Here is a 19,818-nt window from a genome sequence, read left to right on the forward strand (position 1 = left end):
GTCAGGAAGAGTAATAATAGGCATGCTATGTCCTTTACAGTGGTGTTGCACACCAAGCAACACATGTTATTCAAATTAGAAGCTATTTGTTGAAAATAGTTGAGAGTCAATAAAGGCCTCTCGGTAACACGAATACCGGACCGTTATCGAAAATGGGATTGTACCTAGCTCACATTTAGATTGCAAAGCGCGATTTTGTTTTATCATAAGAACTTAACCTCAGGCCTCGCCGCGACAATCTGATGATTCTTCTTAAGGGCTCACATCACTTGTAAACGGAGTTACCCCCTCCCAATAGAACTTGAATACACAACTGGTATAATAGTTCCTAATACATATTAACTAACACAGGACCCAGCACACCTAGTTCCACCTCAAAGTGCAATTTAGGTATATAGTTGTTTTATTGAGTAGTTTGCATGTAGGTGTTCATCATGATCTATTTCAAATCGCGCTTTATGGGGCTTCTAAGCATTTCGATATGCTGTGTACCAGCCATGGCATCAGATGACCTGTATGGGCCGCTACGTTCTTACGCACAATCTCCGATGCAAGTGGTTAGCCATACCAATATACTGCGCTCAGGACATAGCCTTCCCTCTGACTTTGTCGAAACCTATGGCTCAGGAACCGTGGCTAGTGTTTGGGCTCATACTGATGAATACGCACTGGATTATTACCACAACCAAATCGAAATTGGCAGCAAGTGGCAAATCAATAGCAGTTGGCAATGGGAACTCAATTATCGGTGGGTTTTTGCCGCTGATAACCATTTAGATGGACTGACGAAAAGCTTCCATAACCTTTTCGGTATCGGACAGAATGGCCGAGACAAAGTAGACAGAGATCGTTTTCACATTTCAATGCCGCAATATGATGTGCTAGAAGACGACTTCGAAGGACAAACGCTTGCCAACAACTTATCTACTTATTTGCAATATCAAGTGTTTCAGAATGAACATCACGGCCTATCTATTGGTGGCAGCTTATATTTTAATGATGTTGCTCACGGGACTTTTCAAGGCAGTAATTTCGAGCAAGGCTTCCAAATAAATTACAGTTATTTGAGTGACGCCCATGCATTTTACTCGATGGTTGGCATGACTTTTCGCTCAGATGATCGCGCCTTGCTGGATCTACCCTATCGGCATAATACGATTGCCGTTGCAGCTGGGTACCGTTATGCATTGGAAGATAACCACCACCTGATGTTTGAATACCATTGGTATCAAGGCTCAACAGAAGGACCCGCAGAGTTTGCTGATGCCTCTAATGAACTGGTATTAGGCTATCGATATCTCATGGAAAACTCCGCGCTTGAGTTTTTAGCCGTTGAGAACGCACGAAACATGGATAACAGTACCGATATCGCTTTCACAATAGGATATCGGTACATATTCTCATCAAGTTGATGAGAACTATAGATTTAGCGTTGGTGCAACCGCGGCAGCGACTTGAGCATCAGTTGCATTGATCGGTAACGTAAACGAGCGATATTGGTCACCAGCCAAGCTGAGCGAAAGGTCAATCTCTGCCAAACAATGCATGACCTGCCCTTCCAGAATAAAAGAAAGCTCAATTTCTTTTGATGAGATAAAGCCGTTATTTCGGAACTCTAGCTCTTGATAAATTCCAGAGCGAGAAGCAAACGAGCCACCGCGCAAAAAGCCTTTTTCAACATCGGCTTTAACCATAGTGAAACCAGCTTGCTCGATCGCTTGAATAACCCGAGATGCTACTGGTAGTGGTTTCACTTCAATATAGTCACGGTCACGCGGGTCAATCGCAAAATCAATATCTAACGTCGTTTCAACCCAAACATGGCATTGATTCTTAAGTGCGCTAACCGCAGTAATTGGCGTTTCATCATGCAGTTTTAGCTCAAACGGAACCTGCTTCTCTTCATTAGGTTGAATCACAAAGGGGTCTACCGCCTTCAGCTGATCAATAGTGAACGTTTGGTAACTTACGCTATCATCCACTTCGACTTTCATCTCTGTGTTCAACTTAATAGTAATAGCATCAATTTGTTGTTCGACGTCTCCGCCTTTGATATGAACATGCCCTTTCAGCGTCGCTCCTTGAAACACGCTCATTTCGTCTAAAATCGTATCTACTTTTGCAGAACCAATCCCCAGTGATGCTTTCAATTTTTTAAACATGTTTTTCCTTTTTAGCGACTTTTCTTCTAATAATCGTTTGTTTACACAATTGTTTTATACTCTGCAAGCAATAGACCACAAGAAAATGTTCGAATTCCATCATCAATCCAAATAATGCTCAGCAGCAAGAGTCATTCAGCCCTGCAATAGGATTGTTCGGTCACTAAGCGGTACATTCGTCGAGAAATGTTTGCAATTTGTACCTAAATTAAGCAGTATTTGTATAGTCAAATAAAGGAAAATGATTATGTCTGCACCACTCTACATTCAAATTAAACAATTTATCCTGGATAAAATTAAGGCTGGAGAGTGGGTAGTTGGTCATCGCATCGCCACCGAGATTGAGCTTACCGAGCAATTTGGTGTCAGTAGAATGACAGTGAACAAAGCAATTCGGGATTTAGTTAATGAGGGCCGATTACAACGTCGCCCACGCTTAGGCACGTTCGTGTGTGATCCTGGTGAAAAGTCAGAATCTCCCCTGCTAGACATTCGAAACATTGCCGAAGAAGTCAGCGATAGAGGGCGAAAGTATGGCAGTAAAGTGCTCAAACAGATTGCTATAAAAGCAGATGACAACATTGCGACAAAACTCGGCGTTATGTTAGGCACGACAGTGTTTTACAGTGAAATTATTCACTATGAAGACCAAACGCCGATTCAATTGGAGCTCCGCTGGGTGAATAGCCAATATGCCCCGAGTTATTTAAATCAAGACTTCACACAAATCACTCCAAATCAATACCTGTCAGATAATTGCCCACTCAGCGCGATAGAACATACTGTAGAGGCAATTGTGCCTGAAAGCCGTATTAAGCAAGACTTAAAAATGCAAGCCAATGAACCTTGCCTTCTCTTGAATCGCAGAACGTGGAGCCAAGATAAGTTAATCAGTACCGCCCTACTTTATCACCCTGGTAACAAATATAAGCTGAGCTCAAAAGTGCTCATTTAAGGACAAGATTTGTCCTCTAGATCTACGTTTTGATCACATTTTAGCAACATCAATCTTGTCAGTGTTCTTATTTTGCTCTATTTATTTGTATATACATTTAATGATACAAATAAACACAGGGACACAAACATGGATTTGCTGATTGAAAACGCACGTCTAGTTACCATGCAATCGGGAGAATGCGGATACCTTCCAACGCCTCCAGCGCGCATTGGTATTCAATCTGGAAAAATCGTTGCGATCAGTACCTGTGCCATTGGTGAAGACGCACCGCAAACCGAGTCTCTGTTGTCTGCCCAACATTACCCTCAGAGTATCGATCTTCAAGGCCAGTTAGTTCTGCCAGGTTTGATCGACTGCCACACTCATCTTATTTACGCGGGCAATCGTGCCAACGAATTTGAAATGCGCTTAAACGGCGTGCCATATCAAGAAATTTCCAAACAAGGCGGCGGGATTCTCTCAACGGTACATGCGACACGCTCTGCAACCGAAGCACAACTAGTTGAGTTAGCGTTACCACGTTTAGATGGGTTACTCGCGAGTGGCGTCACTTCTGTCGAGGTGAAATCTGGCTATGGATTGACACTGAATGATGAAATAAAAATGCTCCGTGCCGCCAAAATGCTAGAGCAAGAGCGCAAAGTTAAAATCACCACTACACTTCTCGCCGCTCACGCTATTCCGCCAGAGTTTCAAGGTCGTGCAGATGATTATATTGAGCACATTTGTCAGGAGATAATCCCTGTTGTCGCAAAGGAAGAATTAGCTACGAGTGTCGATGTTTTTTGTGAATCGATTGGTTTCAATCTTGAACAAACAGAAAAAGTGTTTGTAGCTGCAAAACGCCACGGCTTAAAGGTTAAAGGGCATACTGAGCAACTTTCTAATCTCGGTGGTACAGCCCTCACTGCGCAATACAACGGTCTGTCAGCGGATCACATCGAGTTTTTAGATGAGCAAGGTGTTAAAGCACTTGCTCGATCAAACACCGTCGCCACTCTATTGCCTGGCGCTTTTTATTTTCTAAGAGAGACTCAGTTACCACCGATTGAGTTATTGAGAGAGCATAACGTGCCGATGGCAATTGCTACGGACGTCAACCCAGGTACATCACCATTTTCTGATCTCACACTCATGCTGAATATGGCGTGCACGCTATTTCGCCTTACACCGCAAGAAGCACTGCGTGGTGTAACGCAACATGCAGCCAAAGCTCTGGGTTATCAAAACTCACGTGGCGAAATCAAAGTAGGGTTTGATGCGGACTTCTCTATCTGGGATATCGAAAGCCCTGCGGATTTAAGCTATCAAGTCGGAGCAAAACGTCTGGTAGGTCGTATAGTAAATGGTGAATACATTTCACACGGAGGCCAATAATATGTCTCAATTCGACCTACACTCTCCCCTATTTCATTGGCAAGGCCGTCATGATGCCGAGGACGGCAAGCTTGGTCAGCGAATTCATCACGTTGTTCAACGCCAAAAAGCAGATGAGTTGAGTGCCGTTGCGCATGGCGTCTCATTACTCGGTTTTGCTACCGACGCTGGCGTTGCGAGAAACAAAGGACGCATTGGCGCGAAAAAAGCGCCAGACTTAATCCGACGAGCACTCGCTAATTTAGCATGGCACCAAGACGCCCCACTATATGACTTAGGTACTGTGGTGTGTGAAGACGACTTACTGGAAGAGAGCCAAGCTCTATGTGCAGCAACCATTTCAAGCGCACTGCCCCATACGCCAGTCATCGTGCTGGGTGGTGGGCATGAGATTGCGTGGGCCTCGTTTTCCGGCTTAGCGGAATATTTTAAAGCGCACCATCCAGAGAAGAAGCCTAAAATCGGCATTATCAATTTCGATGCGCATTTCGATTTGCGCGCATTCGAGAGTAACCTCGCCGACATAAGACCGAGCTCTGGTACACCCTTCAACCAAATTCATCATTTTTGTCAACGTAACGATTGGGACTTTCATTACGCTTGTATTGGTGTAAGCCGCAGTAGCAACACTAAAGCGCTATTTGAAAAAGCAGATGCGTTAAATGTTTGGTATGTAGAGGACAATCAGCTCTGCTACTTAAACCACAGTTATCACTTAACTCAGCTTCAGCATTTTATTGACGACTGTGACCACCTCTATTTGACCATTGATCTGGATGTATTTCCTGCCGCAACCGCACCTGGAGTCAGCGCACCAGCAGCTCGGGGAGTGAGTTACGACACAATTGCCCCCTTTTTAGATCGAATTCTTCATTACAAAAATAAGTTAATGCTGGCTGATATCGCCGAATACAACCCAAATTATGACGTCGATAGTCAAACAGCACGATTAGCTGCCCGTTTGTGTTGGGATATCGCCAACGCAATGGCGGAAAAACAGCACAAACCATAATGCATCCCAGATGCCACTGATTATTACGACCAAGCAAGTACTTGGTCATCACGAGAAACTAAAGGAGTCTGAAATGATACAGCGCCAGGGACAAGATCCACGACTTGATACAAGCAGAACAATTCGTGCACCTCACGGAGATAAACTGCGCGCAAAATCTTGGCTAACCGAAGCCCCTCTTCGTATGCTGATGAACAACCTTGATCCTGATGTTGCAGAACATCCACATTCACTGGTTGTATATGGCGGCATTGGCCGAGCAGCGCGAAACTGGGAATGTTACGACAAGATTGTTGAAGTACTTGAAAGACTCGAAGATGACCAAACGCTTTTAGTTCAATCAGGCAAGCCTGTTGGTGTTTTCCCTACTCATAAAAATGCCCCACGCGTGCTTATCGCAAACTCAAACCTTGTTCCGCATTGGGCAAACTGGGAACACTTCAACGAGCTCGATAAACAAGGCTTGATGATGTACGGCCAAATGACCGCTGGCAGCTGGATATACATTGGCTCGCAAGGTATCGTACAAGGCACATACGAAACGTTCGTATCTGTTGCAAAAAAACACTTTGACGGTGACGCAAATGGCCGTTGGATTCTAACGGGTGGTCTTGGTGGCATGGGTGGTGCTCAACCTCTCGCTGGTACAATGGCGGGCTTCTCCATGATTGCAGTAGAGTGTGATGAATCACGTATCGATTACCGCCTACGTACAGGCTATGTCGATAAGAAAGCGACTTCTTTAGATGAAGCGCTAGCTATCATTAAAGAGTCAGACACACCAGTATCGGTTGGTCTACTAGGTAATGCAGCAGACGTTTTCTCTGAGCTGGTAGAACGTAATATCACGCCTGATGTCGTAACAGACCAAACGTCTGCACACGACCCGCTCAATGGCTATTTACCACAAGGCTGGAGCATGTCTCACGCAGCAGAAATGCGTTTGCAAGATGAAGCAATGGTCGTAAAAGCAGCGAAAAAATCCATGGCTGTGCAAGTTCAAGCGATGTTAGAGCTGCAAAATCGCGGCGCCGCAACACTCGACTACGGTAACAACATCCGCCAGATGGCCTTGGAAGAAGGCGTAGAAAACGCATTCGATTTTCCTGGCTTCGTTCCAGCCTACATTCGTCCTCTATTCTGTGAAGGTATCGGTCCTTTCCGTTGGGCTGCTCTCTCTGGCGATCCTGAGGACATTTATAAAACCGACCAAAAAGTAAAAGAGCTAATTCCAGATAATCCGCACTTACATAACTGGCTAGATATGGCTCGCGAGCGCATTCAGTTCCAAGGTTTACCTGCGCGTATTTGCTGGGTTGGTCTTAAAGATCGTGAGCGTCTTGGTCAAGCATTCAACGAAATGGTGAAAAATGGCGAACTTAAAGCGCCCGTTGTCATTGGTCGAGATCACTTAGACTCTGGCTCTGTAGCAAGCCCGAACCGTGAAACCGAAGGTATGATGGACGGTTCTGACGCCGTATCAGACTGGCCATTATTAAACGCGCTACTCAACACGGCGGGCGGCGCAACTTGGGTTTCACTGCACCACGGCGGTGGCGTAGGTATGGGCTTCTCGCAACACTCAGGTATGGTTATCTGCTGTGACGGCAGTGAAAATGCCTCACAACGTATTGCCCGCGTGCTGCATAACGACCCAGCAACAGGCGTGATGCGTCATGCTGATGCGGGATACGATATCGCTAAACAATGTGCAGCAGAGCAAGGGCTAGATTTGCCAATGCTCAACGAAGAACTGAAGAAGCTCAAGTAAGGATGAAAGAGATGTTAAATTTAACGCTAAAGCCGGGTCATATTAGCTTAAACGAACTACGCCAAGTGAGCCGTTCACCAGTCAACCTTACTTTGGATCCTGAAGCCATTCCGGCCATTGAAGAAAGCACGCAAGTCGTAGACCGAGTCATCGCGGAAGATAGAACGGTTTACGGAATTAACACTGGTTTTGGGCTATTGGCTAACACACGAATAGCACCAGAAGATTTAGAAACACTGCAACGCAGTATCGTTCTTTCTCATGCGGCAGGTATCGGTGAGTTTATGTCAGATGAAACGGTTCGTCTGATGATGGTATTAAAAATCAATAGTCTGTCTCGTGGCTTTTCTGGGATTCGCCTAAAAGTCATTAATATGCTGACCGACCTAGTCAACGCACAAGTTTACCCTTGCGTACCTAAAAAGGGCTCTGTTGGCGCATCAGGTGACTTAGCTCCTCTAGCCCATATGAGCACAGTATTACTGGGAGAAGGACAAGCTCGCCACAACGGTAATATCATTTCCGGGCAAGAAGCTTTAAAAATCGCAGGTCTAGAGCCTATCACTCTGGCGCCAAAAGAAGGCTTAGCGCTACTAAATGGGACTCAGGCATCCACAGCGTTCGCATTGGAAGGCCTGTTTATCGCGGAAGACCTTTTCGCGTCAGCAACCGTTTGTGGTGCAATGTCTGTTGAAGCCGCTCTCGGCAGCCGACGTCCATTCGATCCGCGCATTCACCGTGTACGTGGTCATCGCAGCCAAATGGACGCAGCACTCGCATACCGTCATTTGTTAGACACATCGAGTGAAATAGGTGATTCGCACACTAACTGTGAAAAAGTACAAGACCCGTATTCTTTGCGCTGTCAGCCTCAAGTGATGGGTGCGTGTTTACAGCAAATCCGCAATGCGGCGGAAGTACTACAAGTAGAAGCGAACTCCGTATCAGATAATCCGTTGGTGTTTGCTGAAGATGGTGACATCATCTCTGGCGGTAACTTCCACGCGGAGCCTGTTGCAATGGCAGCCGACAACCTAGCACTTGCGATTGCCGAGATCGGCAGCTTGTCTGAACGTCGTATGGCATTACTTATCGATAGCGCGCTATCAAAACTGCCACCGTTCTTAGTCGACAATGGTGGTGTGAACTCTGGTTTCATGATCGCTCAGGTGACCTCTGCTGCGTTAGCAAGTGAAAACAAAACGCTCGCTCACCCAGCGTCAGTAGACAGCTTGCCAACATCTGCAAACCAAGAAGATCACGTGTCAATGGCAACATTCGCGGCTCGCAGATTGAAAGAAATGGGCGAAAACACTCGCGGTATTCTGGCTGTCGAGTACCTCTCAGCAGCACAAGGCCTAGACTTTAGAGCGCCAAACAAGTCCTCTGAGCGTATTGAGATTGCGAAACAAATGTTGCGTGAAAAAGTATCGTTCTACGATAAAGATCGCTACTTTGCTCCAGACATTGAACAGGCAAACACTCTGCTTAAGCTGGCTATCCACAACACGCTCATGCCAGAGAGCTTGTTACCCAGTGTTCAATAATTAAGCATAACTGGCATTTCACCGAATAAAAAGATGATGAATTGAAGGCTCTACGTTCTGCGTGGAGCCTTTTTATATACGATTAAACATATTGATGGCACTATTTATGAACACCTGTCTACTTTGATGGCTATACTTTACAAGATAGGCGAGCGAAAAGGTCGTTGTTTATTGTTTTAACAAATAAAAGCGTTGCTAAAGTATGCGTTTTTAACGGTTTATCCGCCGAAATAGTGTCTTATTGTTAGGATACGGTGAAGTTTTCACTGGATGGACCATTGCTACGCAGATATTCGCATATAATCCCACACAGTTTTGGTTACTACGTAAAAATTATGTTTCTAACACCTTATTTTTCAAACACTAATCACCAGTTTCAGTTCACTCGCGAACAAGCAAGCCACTTTGCAAAACGTGTCGCAGGTGACTACAACCCAATTCATGATGAAGACAACAAACGCTTTTGTGTCCCTGGGGATTTACTTTTCGCTGTGCTTCTTAGTAAAGAAGGCGTTAGCCAAAAGATGCGTTTTAACTTCTCTGGCATGGTAAACGATGGTGTAGCACTTCATATTGAAAATAAGTGTGACAAAGAAAGCGCTGTTGTTGACGAGGCAGGTAAAGAATACTTACACATGTCCCGTGAAGGTGAAACTAACCACGATCCGGCATTTATTGAGCATGTAGTGACAAATTACGTGCAATTTTCTGGTATGAACTTCCCTCACATCATGGTTCCTCTTATGGAAGAGAAGCAAATGATGATTAACTGCCAGCGTCCATTAGTTATTTATGAAAGCATGGAAGTCGAATTTTCACGCTTAGACCTTACGCATCCAGAGGTGGATTTCACTGGCGCAACATTCGACGTAGAAGGAAAACGAGGTGTAGTCACCTTAAACTTTGCGTTTAAAGAAGACGGTGAAGTCGTTGGTAAAGGTATTAAGCGCATGGTTGCAAGTGGCTTGAAGCCATATGACCAAGAAGCGGTTGACGACCTTGTACGCCGCTTTAATGAACGTAAGGATGCATTCCTAGCAAAGTTCGTTAAGGCAGCCTAGTCGACTGCCCTATCAGAAGCGCACAAAAAAAGTGTTTACTAAAAGAAAGCCCAACGTCGACCGTTGGGCTTTCTTTTTATGTCTCATCCAAACAAAACTAAACGCAATGCTTAGAGCCAACGACGAACATGGTTTTTATAATCCACATACTCTTCACCAAACAATCGCTCTAAAACGCGTTCCTCAGGCTTGATTTGAAACCGATTCATATAACTGACAAATATCACGCCACAAAGCACCACACTCAAGTGCTGCCACCACAAACCAGTTGCTATGATTAGAAGCAATAATGCCGTGTACATAGGGTTGCGTGAAAAGGCAAACACACCTGTTCTTACAACAGAAGATGCCGCTTCAGGTTTTACTGGGTTTACTGTGGTTTTTACTTTGCGAAATTCATACACGCCAGCAATGCCCATGTAGCCAGACAACAAAGTTAATACACCTACTACAAATTCAACAAAGGGTACTCGAATGTTCATGCTCGGCGTCAAAACTTTAAGTCCGTACATCAAAAGTATGACTAGCAAAAACACCACAACAGGTGGGACTTTGAGTTCAAGTTTTCTCAAGATTCATATCCTTTGAAAGGGTCTAAATACGGTTTCTAAAAAGCCCAGTAAAACTGGGCTTGATCTAGTCCGATTACAACAAAGTTAACAATGCCTGAACGGGATGCTTGGGCTTCGTTCCTTCAAAGCGTTTAACTTGGCTGCGGCAAGAATAGCCTGTAATCAAACATCTCTCGTTATCCAACTTATCTAAGCTCGGCTTCCAGCTTAAATTGTAAATGTCTTTCGACATCGACAACTTATCAACCTCATGACCAAACGTACCCGCCATACCACAACAACCAACAGGTACCGTATTCAAAACTGCACCAAAGTGAGCAAAAATAGCGCCCCACTCTTTTTCCGCATTGGGCATTTTGGTTTTTTCAGTACAGTGCGCAAACAGATACCAAGGTTCCTGCGCCTTATGCTCTCCGCTTTCAAACGCTTCTAGTCTTGGGTAAAGCCATTCGTGGGCTGTTAGTACATCGAAATTACCTCGCTTACTGCCAAGCACTTCAGCGTATTCATCTCGATAACACAGCACCAAAGCAGGATCGACGCCAACTAATGGGATATCCAAATCCGCTACCATCGCCAAGAACTTCGCTGTGTCGGCTGCTGTGTCCTTAAACTGACGTAAAAACCCTTTAATGTGTTGTGCTTTACCATTCGGCTTAAACGGCAGAAGTACCGGATGCATACCCAGCTTTTTCAATAACTTAACGAAGTCTTCAACGACATCAGCGTCGTAGTAGCTAGTGAATGGGTCTTGAACAATTAAAACATGCTTGCTCTTTTCAGACGAAGACAAACCACTGAGCGCTTGCAGATCATAAGGCGTTGTCAGCGACTCTACTCGTTGTTTCAAGGTGGGTACTGATAACAACGGCGCATCGACATACCCGACCGTAGATGCCGTTAAACTTTTCACCCACGACTGCTTCAAAACACCATTTACGACACCTGGCGCTTTCGCCATCATCGGCAGCATAGTCTCAATGTTGGCAACCAGATAGTCTTTTGCAGGACGTTGGTAACGAGAGTGATAGATGTTTAAAAAGCGCGAGCGAAAGCTCGGAACATCGACTTTAATCGGACACTGACTCGCACACGCTTTACACGCCAAACAACCATTCATCGCTTCATACACTTCGTGAGAGAAGTCATACTCGTGACGACGATTGATAGAATGACGTACGCGGTCAATCATGGTTTTGATTGATGTTTTGTTTTCTAGTGTTTGCTTTTCTAAGTCAAGGATATCAATGCCTTGTTCAGTGAGCTGACGCAACCACTCGCGAACCAAACCCGCACGACCTTTCGGTGAATGACGACGATCGGCTGTTACTTTCATCGATGGACACATTGGCGAGCTAGTATCGTAGTTAAAACACAAACCGTTACCGTTACATTCCATCGCTTGTTTAAAGCTGTCACGTACTTGAACGTCAATCTGACGGTCATAGTAACCACGTTTGGTATCGGTAACTTTGACAAGCTCTGCATCACTATCCAGCGGTGTACAGATTTTGCCCGGGTTCATTTTGTTGTGTGGATCGAATGCCGCTTTCACACGTCTCAGTTCAGTAAACAACTCGTCGCCGAAAAACTCAGGGCCATATTCTGAACGGAAACCTTTGCCGTGTTCACCCCACATCAAACCACCGTATTTCGCCACCAGCTTGACCACTTCATCAGAAACTTCGTGCATCAATGCTTCTTGGTGCGGGTCACACAAATCCAACGCAGGACGTACGTGAAGCACCCCAGCATCGACGTGACCAAACATGCCGTAATTCAGAGACTTGCTGTCTAACAGTTCTCGAAACTCTACAATGAAGTCCGCCAGGTTTTCTGGTGGCACACAGGTATCTTCAGCGAATGCGACCGGTTTAGCACGACCTTTTGCTGCGCCTAACAAACCCACCGCTTTTTTACGCATGTTGTAAATACGCCCAATGCTCGCTACATCGTTACAAACTTGGTAGCCGATAATGCCCGCTTCTTCTGTTTCCAACATGGTATCGAGCTTGGCGGTCAATGCTGCAACCTGAGCAGCAACTTCCTCTTCGTCCTGACCTGCGTATTCCACCATATTGATACCAAGCATCTCTTTATTTGGAACATCGGTAAGTAAATCGCTCACGGTGTGCCAAACGATATCTTGCTTCGCGAGATTAAGCACTTTTGAGTCAACGGTTTCTACAGACAGCGCCTTCGCTTCTACCATAAACGGTGCATTACGCAGTGCAGAATCAAAGCTGTTGTATTTAACGTTAACCAAAGTACGCGCTTTCGGAATTGGCGTCAGGTTAAGCTTCGCTTCGGTAATGAATGCCAATGAACCTTCAGCGCCGCACAGTACTCGTGTGATATCGAAACGGTCACCTTCTTCATTCAAGGCATTTTTTAAATCGTAGCCCGTTAAAAATCGGTTAAGAGGAGGAAACTTATCTACGATCTGCTGGCGTTTTTCACGACATACGGATTCCGTTACACGTAGCGCCTTGGCAGCAAACTCGCCTTCTTTTGGGTAACCATGAGACAAGTCCGACTCTAAAATTGAACCATCAGCAAACACCGCTTGTAGCGACAAAACATGATCGGATGTTTTTCCGTATTTCAGAGAACCTTGACCAGAAGCATCGGTGTTGACCATGCCGCCAATCGTTGCACGGTTACTGGTAGATAAGTCTGGAGAGAAGAAGTAGCCATAAGGGCGAACAGCGTCATTTAACTGGTCTTTCACTACACCAGTTTGTACACGAACCCAGCCTTCTTTCTCATTAATCTCAAGCACTTTGTTCATGTGACGAGACATATCCACCACAATACCTTTGGTAAGCGACTGACCATTGGTCCCTGTGCCGCCACCACGAGGTGAAAAGGTAATTCGTTCGTACTTTTCTTTATTGCTCAGTTTCCCGAGGAGAGAAACATCTTCTGTCGTTTTGGGATGAACGACAGACTGAGGAAGTTGCTGGTAAACACTGTTGTCAGTGGCAACCGCTAGTCGACTTGAATATTGGCTTTCGATATCACCAGTGAATCCGGCGTGCTCAAGCTCTTTCAGAAAACTAAGAACAAGAGGATCGACATCAGTTTGCGAGTGTAATCTTGGTAACATTTGCTTCCTGCCCCTACGACGCTGATCCGATCAGCTGCGGGTTGTGTAATTATTTGCTCACTTCTCATACAAATTGGCGCTAAGCGAAAAATAACACCACAAAAGAGTTAGTGAAGTAATATTCTTTGAATTTCGTCACTTTACAACATTTAAAAAGACGAGCAAATCAGAATCTCGATACAATAATTAAACTTATGCTTTATTTTTTCACGCTTGATGCCTTACATTGGGGAACGAATCGCGTTTCTAGATGAGTTTTCAGAATGAAAAAAAATAAAATTGTGACCACTGAAGATATCCTTCTCAAACTTTGCCAGTCTGTTTCTGGCGTACTTACTTCGGCGACATCTTCTCAAGTAAATTATTCAGCAATGGTGCAAAAAATCCACAAGACTAGCCTCAAACCAGATTTTGGCTGTTTTGTTCTGTTTGATGGCGGATTTACCGGGCTAGTTGTGATTAATTTTACGGCAAAAGCCGCACTGGAGATCTACACCAACTACATGCGTAATATGGGCATGCCAGAAGAAGAACTGGCAATATCTCATACTTCTGACGAGGTAGGCGATGTTCTGGGTGAACTCATGAATCAACTGGTCGGAGACTTCACTAATAAAATTCGTAAAGACCTGCAAACGAACATCACACAAAACCAACCAAAAATGCTGGCGCTGAATAAGCAAGTTATCTTACAAGTTGATACCAACCTTGACCGCCCTCAAGCGCGCAGAGTGACGTTCTCCACCGAAAACAACAATATTTTCTATCTCGAGCTAGCAATGGATAAAACTGAGTTCATCCAACTGGAAGAGTTTGAAGTTGCTGAAGACGAAAACCCAGACGACATTTTAGAGGCAACACGTAAACAGTTGGCTGAGAAAGAATCTAAATCGTCGGGATCAAACGATGATGCCGATGACTTGCTCAACCAGCTCGGGTTGTAATTCTAACGAATCTTAATGAAGAATGGCTTCTTAGACACAAGTACGACTTCATACTGATTACGACGAACTAAAACGCCAGCCTCGCTTAATGCGAGGCTTCTTTTTATGTGCAGAAATTATCTTCAGTCCCACCTTGTATTTCGTTTTTATGTCAAAAAAGGTAATATGTCTGACTTCATAAATTTTCTGCTTTCGTTACTGGTTGTCGATGGATAAACAAAAAGCTCTGAAAAAAATCGCCAAGTGCTTAGAACTGGGCAATTCCGCTAATGTTAATGAGGCTGCCAATGCTATCAAAATGGCACATCGCCTCATGCTTAAATATGGTCTCGATAAAGACGATATTGAGTTCATCAGAATGGGAAAAACACAATCTTCTCATCTGCTACCAGCGAACATCAGTTCTACCATATTGCGAGTGATTCGCGGCATTAACACAAAATTCGGTGTCGAAGCAGTATTGTTGAATCACAAAGGGCTCAAACGTGTCGAATTTATCGGTGAAGCAGATCGCGCTATTTTTGCTGCATTTGCTTTCGATATTGTTTATCGCGAGATGAACGAAAGTACCGGACAATTCCGAAACAGCTTTGCTGGCACCGGCACCTCTTCTCAGGAAGTGACTCGCCGTGTGAACTCATTTGTATCTGGTTGGGTAGAGGGCGCGATAGAGAAACTTCCAGTCATTTCCCCAGACGAAGAGTCGGCCAACAAAATCAATGATTATATTGATAAAGAATTCCAAAACATTGACCGCGAAACCTTCAAGAAGCAACTGAAAGAAGCGATGAAAAACCTAACCGAAGACTACGAAGTGGGCTTGAAAAAAGGTAGAAGAGTCTCCGTTAACCGTGGTGTTGGCGGCGAGCAAGCGCGTAAAATGTTGGGCAATCCATCGAAATAACCAGAGCAGCAATTGATTGACGTAGGTTCCAATATTCCAATGTTATTGGGACCTACTTTTTGAAGTTGTGATAGTAACGATAAGAATTTTCTTACAGAAACTCTTATCAATCTTACTTTCTCATAACAAATATCAATGCTTACTTATTCATAATTCGCATCCCATTATGAGGCATGGTTTCGCCTCAGTTTTATACGGAGATTTTCCCTTGAAAAAGATGCCTATTGCACTAGCTCTAGTGCTAGCTCTTACTGGCTGTCAAGCCACTCAACGCCAAAATGCAACAACGGGTGAATACGAAACTAACTCAACCACGCAAGGCGCGCTTATTGGTGCTATCGCTGGTGCAGCAATCGGTCTAGCAACGGGCGATGACGCTAAAGAACGTCGTCAGCATGCGCTCATTGGTGCGGCCGCAGGCGGTGCGACTGGCGCTGGCGTTGGTTACTACTTTGACCAACAAGAAGCAGAATTGCGTCGCGCTTTGCTAAACTCTGGTGTACAGGTTCAGCGTGTTGGTGAGAACCAGCTTTTACTGCGTATGGAAAATGGTATCGGCTTCTCTTCAAGCTCTTACCAGCTTGATGCTAGCATTCATAATACTCTACGCGGTGTTGCTCGCATCTTGGTTGAATACCCAGATACCAGCCTTGTTATCGACGGTTACACTGATAGCACGGGCAGTGAGTCATACAACCAAACGTTGTCTGAGCGTCGTGCAGAGTCCGTACGTCAATTCCTAGTATCTCAAAACGTTGCACCTGGTCGTGCAATTGCACGTGGCTACGGCGAACGTAACCCAATTTGCTCAAACCAAACTTCTGAAGGTCGTGCGTGCAACCGTCGTGTTGAAATCCAGATCTTGCCACTGAAGTAATTTGGTTGCACCATAGCGGTAATAATAAAAAATTACCGGAGCAGGCCTAACCATAATCGTTAGGCCTGACATATCAATGTCTGTCAAAACGTCTGCCCTACTCTGCTTATTTAGCCTCAGCTTTTCTGGTTACCTGCTTGCCTCTCAGGCTCCAAATGACCCCATAGAACAATATGAGTATGCACAGCAATTATTGGCATCAAACAAAGCTGAAGCCTCACCAGAAACGCGTTACTGGCTAGAGCAATCCGCCAACCAAGGTTACCTCCCTGCGCAAAAACAGCTCGCGAACGACTTTGCTAAAGGGATAAATGGCGAAAAAAATGAAACACAAGCGTTATATTGGCTAACCTCTATCGCACTCAATGATCCAACCGATCGGGGCTTTCTTCTCGCTAACTTTATTCAGCGCAATCAAGATAAGGTCACAACTTCTCAATTGACTGAAGCCTTGTATCAAATGGCTTCTCAGCATAATCCAGCAGCAGAACAGGCTTATAATCAACTGTTAGAGCAGCGCTTCAATCAACTGCGAGCTAAACAAGTCTCACAAATAAAGTCGCTCGATAAAAAGGCGGAGCAAACACAAGAAGAGAAAAGCACAACAATTGCAAAACCCAACGTAGAATACTCGCAATTTTTATGGCTGATCTGGCTAGCGGCGATACTCATCATCAGCGGCTTAAGCTTCCTCGTAATCAAGAAACATAAGCAGAATAGAAAAGCGCTTGAAGCCAAAGAGGAAAACCAAAATCAGCGAATGGCGGCAAAAGTTAAAGAGCTAGAGTTTACGAACAAGCAACTGAAACGCCAGCTAGAGAAAGTATTCAAAGAATTTAAGAAATCCAAAACCCAGGCAGAGAACCATAAGCTAAGCGTCGCATGCGCCATGTTTGGCTACACACCACAACACATCCCTGATTTACAAGCAATAAAGCTACGCTATAGACAATTATCAAAGCTTTATCATCCTGACACAAGGGGCAGTGAAGAAGAAATGAAGCGACTCAATCATGCCTTTAAGCTCGTTTCACAAAATGTTACAAAACAGTAAAAATAGGTCAGAATACTTTGGCTGCCATGCTTTTATTCCCATATAATCAAACACCGCAATCGATCTCCCTCTCAAACAAATTAACAGACATTTAACTTAAGTCTCGCTTTTATGCCATAATGCCCGGCGCAAAATAACACCTAACGACTCAAATTAATCTAGGTGGGGAGAAAATCAATGTTCAATGAAGAAGGCACCTGTGATTGGTGTAAAAAACCTAGTCTTGTAACTCGTCACGATTATTTAGATGGCAAGCACCACTACTCATGTAAAGCTTGTTACGACATGGCAAAAATCGACGTGCGCCTATTTAACCAAGGCGAATTGCAAATGCGCGAACGCTTGCAACGAGCGAGCTAAGCAAGACGGAATCAATGGAACTGATTTTCAAAGGCGCCTTTTAAGGCGCTTTTTTGATCGCCCAAGCCTATTTCCAATATCTATCTCGTATTCCCTCCTATCCTACACAGCATGTCGCATCATCAGCCCTCTCCCACTGTATACAAACCATTGTCCATGAAACAACACCTGTATATACAGTAGTAAACCCCTGTATGTCTCTCGTCCAACTTTCTACTCACCTCACATTTTTAAATTGATGTTAGACATATCAAAAATGAAAAACAACCAAATAAATTCAACCACTTAGAACAAAATTATTTTATTTCCTTCTCAAAAAACCGCAAATAACTTTTGAGAAACGGGTTGATCAGGTCGCCAAAACAAACTACTGTATGCACATACAGCATGTATAAAGGAACAGTAAGATGCAGTTACAAAGTCAATCTCATACATACTCTCGTTACAACGTATTGGCACAAGCAACTCAGCCCATGGCCGTTTCGGATCAGCTTCTATCTAAGCTGGCTGTTTTATCGCAGCAGAAACAATGGATTTTGTTTACAGCAGACTGCCCTCGTCCAGACTTTGAACAACTCACTGCTTCTAATATTTGCTGTAAAAACGTTATTCAAATGAAGCCCTCTCAACAGCTTTCAGAAGTCGAGATCGTGATCAAAGCCATCCGATCAGGTAATGCCAGTGCTGTTGTCGCATCCAATAAAATTGCACTTATGAATCAATCTATGTTGCGCGACGTGGCGCAGCGCTATCAGTGTGAAGTCTTTTTCGTCGAAGGCAGAGTTAATAAGTACCACTAATAAGTTCGACGTTATCCATCCTGCATCTCGCCTCCTTTTTAAGGGGGCTTTTTTTGTATTAAAGAAAACAAGCAAACGTTTGCTTTTTCTCTGGCGAGTTAAAATAGTTCTGGTATGATGCCCACATTCGATTTATTCAGCGCCCAAACTTTGCTGAATATCTTCTCTTTCTGACGTTTGATTAAGATGATAGGAATGTCGCAATGAGCCTTGCTAATCAAGTACTTGCCGTCAATGACGACCTGCCAATTCGCACCCATAAACCCGTTCATAGCGGAAAAGTTCGTTCAGTTTACTGGTTAACTGAAGACGACAGCGCCCGACTGATCAAAGAAAAAGGATACGATGTCGCTCCAGATGCGCCTTTGGCTATCATGGTGATTAGCGACCGAATCTCTGCATTCGATTGTATTTGGCATGCTGAAGGTGGTCTTAATGGTGTCCCGGGTAAAGGGGCTGCGCTTAATGCGATTTCTAATCACTGGTTCAAACTATTCAAAGAAAATGGCTTAGCAGATAGCCATATTCTAGACATTCCTCACCCTTTTGTTTGGATTGTACAAAAAGCCAAACCGGTAAAAATCGAAGCCATCTGCCGCAAATACATCACGGGTTCGATGTGGCGCGCTTACGCAAATGGCGAGCGAGAGTTTTGTGGAATCCAACTTCCTGAAGGGTTAGAAAAAGACAAAGCACTTCCAGAATTGCTAATGACCCCATCCACAAAAGGCATTCTAAAAGGCATTCCCGGTGTGCCAGAAGCGGATGACGTAAATATTACTCGTCAAAACATCGTAGACAACTACGAAGCATTTAACTTCTCAAGTGCCGACGATATCGCACTCTACGAAAAACTGCTGAAAGAAGGCTTTAACGTTATCAGCCAAGCGTTAGAAGAAATCGACCAAATCTTTGTCGATACCAAATTCGAATTTGGTTATGTTCATGATGCTGCTAGCAATGAAAAGCTGATTTACATGGATGAAGTGGGTACACCAGACTCGTCTCGTATATGGGATGCTAAAGAATACCAAGCAGGTCACATCGTAGAGAACTCAAAAGAAGGTTTCCGCCAGTTCCTACTTAACCACTTCCCTGACCCAGATATCTTGCTAAACAAAGAACGTATGCCAGAGCGCGAAGCACTCGCTCGTGATAATGCTTTACCCGTCGAATCTTTGATGGCGATTTCGAGCACCTACATTGGTATTGCCGAGAAGATTACAGGAAAGCCGATTCATTTGAGTGAGAATCCGAAAGCGGAAATCATCGAAGTACTGAGCAAAGAATACGGATTGATTGACTAGCAC

At 44.4% G+C, this 19,818-nt stretch carries 17 protein-coding genes; 14 read left to right on the top strand and 3 right to left on the bottom strand.

Translation table 11 applies throughout. The features are described from left to right. Positions 1–434 precede the first annotated feature (434 nt). Positions 435–1,412, top strand: a complete 978-nt coding sequence (locus tag R7E00_RS12915) for a DUF3187 family protein (protein ID WP_074191167.1) — start codon at positions 435–437, stop codon at positions 1,410–1,412. Positions 1,413–1,418: 6 nt separating this feature from the next. Here the strand turns inward: R7E00_RS12915 and R7E00_RS12920 are convergent, their stop codons facing one another. Then, positions 1,419–2,162 carry a sporulation protein gene (locus R7E00_RS12920; protein ID WP_262606114.1) on the bottom strand — a complete coding sequence of 248 codons (744 nt, stop codon included), beginning with the start codon at positions 2,160–2,162 and terminating at the stop codon, positions 1,419–1,421. A gap of 247 nt (positions 2,163–2,409) precedes the next feature. Here R7E00_RS12920 and hutC point away from each other — a divergent pair, with 247 nt between their 5' ends. The 6 genes from hutC to R7E00_RS12950 all read left to right on the top strand — a co-directional run bounded on the left by hutC (position 2,410) and on the right by R7E00_RS12950 (position 9,888). Continuing rightward, complete coding sequence (hutC, locus tag R7E00_RS12925) at positions 2,410–3,117, top strand: histidine utilization repressor (RefSeq protein WP_158173817.1); 708 nt, start codon at positions 2,410–2,412, stop codon at positions 3,115–3,117. Between the two features lie 129 nt (positions 3,118–3,246). Further along, positions 3,247–4,497, top strand: coding sequence for an imidazolonepropionase (hutI, locus tag R7E00_RS12930; protein WP_238966563.1), 1,251 nt, complete (start codon positions 3,247–3,249; stop codon positions 4,495–4,497). A 1-nt stretch (position 4,498) separates the two neighbouring features. Continuing rightward, positions 4,499–5,509: a formimidoylglutamase gene (hutG, locus tag R7E00_RS12935; protein WP_170897140.1), complete on the top strand. Its 1,011-nt coding sequence runs from the start codon at positions 4,499–4,501 to the stop codon at positions 5,507–5,509. A 73-nt stretch (positions 5,510–5,582) separates the two neighbouring features. Beyond that, positions 5,583–7,280 (top strand): urocanate hydratase, encoded by a 1,698-nt coding sequence (gene hutU / locus R7E00_RS12940; RefSeq protein WP_262606115.1) that lies wholly within the window; start codon positions 5,583–5,585, stop codon positions 7,278–7,280. Positions 7,281–7,291: 11 nt separating this feature from the next. Next, complete coding sequence (gene hutH / locus R7E00_RS12945) at positions 7,292–8,827, top strand: histidine ammonia-lyase (RefSeq protein WP_017634855.1); 1,536 nt, start codon at positions 7,292–7,294, stop codon at positions 8,825–8,827. 335 nt (positions 8,828–9,162) lie between these two features. Next, on the top strand, positions 9,163–9,888 hold the full coding sequence (locus R7E00_RS12950) for a DUF3581 domain-containing protein (protein WP_017821813.1): 726 nt from the start codon (positions 9,163–9,165) through the stop codon (positions 9,886–9,888). Between the two features lie 110 nt (positions 9,889–9,998). Here R7E00_RS12950 and R7E00_RS12955 read toward each other — a convergent pair whose 3' ends face one another. Both R7E00_RS12955 and R7E00_RS12960 read right to left on the bottom strand, forming a co-directional pair. Next, positions 9,999–10,460: a methyltransferase family protein gene (locus R7E00_RS12955; RefSeq protein ID WP_005377951.1), complete on the bottom strand. Its 462-nt coding sequence runs from the start codon at positions 10,458–10,460 to the stop codon at positions 9,999–10,001. A 73-nt stretch (positions 10,461–10,533) separates the two neighbouring features. Continuing rightward, on the bottom strand, positions 10,534–13,569 hold the full coding sequence (locus R7E00_RS12960; protein WP_017820825.1) for an FAD-binding and (Fe-S)-binding domain-containing protein: 3,036 nt from the start codon (positions 13,567–13,569) through the stop codon (positions 10,534–10,536). 263 nt (positions 13,570–13,832) lie between these two features. Between R7E00_RS12960 and R7E00_RS12965 the strand changes: the two genes are divergently transcribed. From R7E00_RS12965 to R7E00_RS12995, 7 genes are all read left to right on the top strand, one after another. Then, a complete protein-coding gene (locus R7E00_RS12965; protein WP_005388843.1) occupies positions 13,833–14,513 on the top strand; it encodes a DUF3334 family protein in 681 nt (226 codons plus the stop codon). Positions 14,514–14,721: 208 nt separating this feature from the next. Then, positions 14,722–15,417: a DUF2786 domain-containing protein gene (locus R7E00_RS12970; protein WP_262606116.1), complete on the top strand. Its 696-nt coding sequence runs from the start codon at positions 14,722–14,724 to the stop codon at positions 15,415–15,417. A 217-nt stretch (positions 15,418–15,634) separates the two neighbouring features. Further along, complete coding sequence (locus R7E00_RS12975) at positions 15,635–16,294, top strand: OmpA family protein (RefSeq protein ID WP_005377956.1); 660 nt, start codon at positions 15,635–15,637, stop codon at positions 16,292–16,294. 76 nt (positions 16,295–16,370) lie between these two features. Continuing rightward, a complete protein-coding gene (locus R7E00_RS12980; protein ID WP_256936199.1) occupies positions 16,371–17,348 on the top strand; it encodes a J domain-containing protein in 978 nt (325 codons plus the stop codon). Positions 17,349–17,525: 177 nt separating this feature from the next. Further along, positions 17,526–17,708 carry a hypothetical protein gene (locus R7E00_RS12985; protein ID WP_074191160.1) on the top strand — a complete coding sequence of 61 codons (183 nt, stop codon included), beginning with the start codon at positions 17,526–17,528 and terminating at the stop codon, positions 17,706–17,708. Positions 17,709–18,115: 407 nt separating this feature from the next. Further along, complete coding sequence (locus R7E00_RS12990; RefSeq protein ID WP_054576436.1) at positions 18,116–18,508, top strand: cell division inhibitor SulA; 393 nt, start codon at positions 18,116–18,118, stop codon at positions 18,506–18,508. Between the two features lie 203 nt (positions 18,509–18,711). Then, entirely contained in the window at positions 18,712–19,815 is a 1,104-nt protein-coding gene (locus R7E00_RS12995; protein WP_256936197.1) for a phosphoribosylaminoimidazolesuccinocarboxamide synthase, read from the top strand. The last annotated feature ends 3 nt before the right edge of the window (positions 19,816–19,818 follow it).

The sequence above is a fragment of the Vibrio sp. Vb1755 genome (assembly GCF_033338635.1).
GTDB lineage: Bacteria > Pseudomonadota > Gammaproteobacteria > Enterobacterales > Vibrionaceae > Vibrio > Vibrio alginolyticus.